The organism is Microvirga puerhi, assembly GCF_020089865.1.
Classification (GTDB): Bacteria; Pseudomonadota; Alphaproteobacteria; order Rhizobiales; family Beijerinckiaceae; genus Microvirga; species Microvirga puerhi.
Genome location: NZ_JAIRBM010000044.1, coordinates 1 through 849 on the forward strand (window position 1 = coordinate 1; position 849 = coordinate 849).

Sequence of the window (849 nt, forward strand, 5' to 3'; positions counted from 1 at the left end):
AGAGCGCCTAACAAAACTGGCGTGAGTGCGTTGGTTTGGCATGGCCCAACCTCTTGTTTCCAAAGCTCTGTGGGCGGCCGTTGAGCCGCTCCTGCCGCCGGAGCCCGCCAAGCCCAGAGGTGGAAGACCACGGGTCGATGACCGAGCGGCCCTGGCCGGCATCCTTTTTGTCCTGCGCTCCGGCATCCCGTGGGAGATGCTGCCTTCTGAGATCGGCTGCTCGGGCATGACGTGCTGGCGCCGGTTGCGTGACTGGCAGGCTTCCGGCGTGTGGGCGCGCCTGCATCGCACCTTGCTGGAGCGCCTGGCCGATGCGGACAAACTCGACTGGAGCCGGCCTGCGCTCGACTCCTCATCTATCGCGGCCAAAAAGGGGGCGCTGCCACCGGCCCGAACCCGACGGATCGCGGCAAACCGGGCACGAAGCGCCATGTTGTGGTCGACCGGGAGGGCACGCCACTCGGCCTGAGCCTGAGCGGGGCCAACCGACACGACAGCCTGATGCTTGCACCCACTCTCGATGCCGTTCCGCCCGTGCGGCATGGGCGGGGACGCCCCAGGTGCAGGCCTCATAAGCTGCACGCCGACAAGGCCTATGATCATCGGCGGTGCCGTGCGGAATGCCGTCAGCGCTCCATTGTGCCCAGGATTGCCCGCCGCGGTGTGGACGACAGTCAGTGCCTGGGACGGCATCGCTGGGTGGTGGAGCGCACACTGGCTTGGCTCAACCGCTTCCGCCGTCTCTCCATCCGCTATGAGCGTCGCGAGGACATCCATCTCGCCTTCACCACGCTTGGATGGGCTCTCATCTGCTTCAACCAATGCAGACGGTTTTGTTAGGAGCTCTAA

The 849-nt window shown here is 65.5% G+C and carries 1 protein-coding gene; it reads left to right on the forward strand.

Going from position 1 to position 849, the window contains the following annotated elements; all coding sequences use genetic code 11:
* Positions 1-40 precede the first annotated feature (40 nt).
* Positions 41-840, forward strand: a protein-coding gene (locus tag K9B37_RS24520; protein ID WP_224316435.1) for an IS5 family transposase whose coding sequence is annotated in 2 segments (ribosomal slippage) — positions 41-368 and positions 368-840 — 801 coding nt in all. Because the reading frame shifts where the segments join, the coding sequence is not laid out codon by codon here.
* Positions 841-849 lie beyond the last annotated feature (9 nt).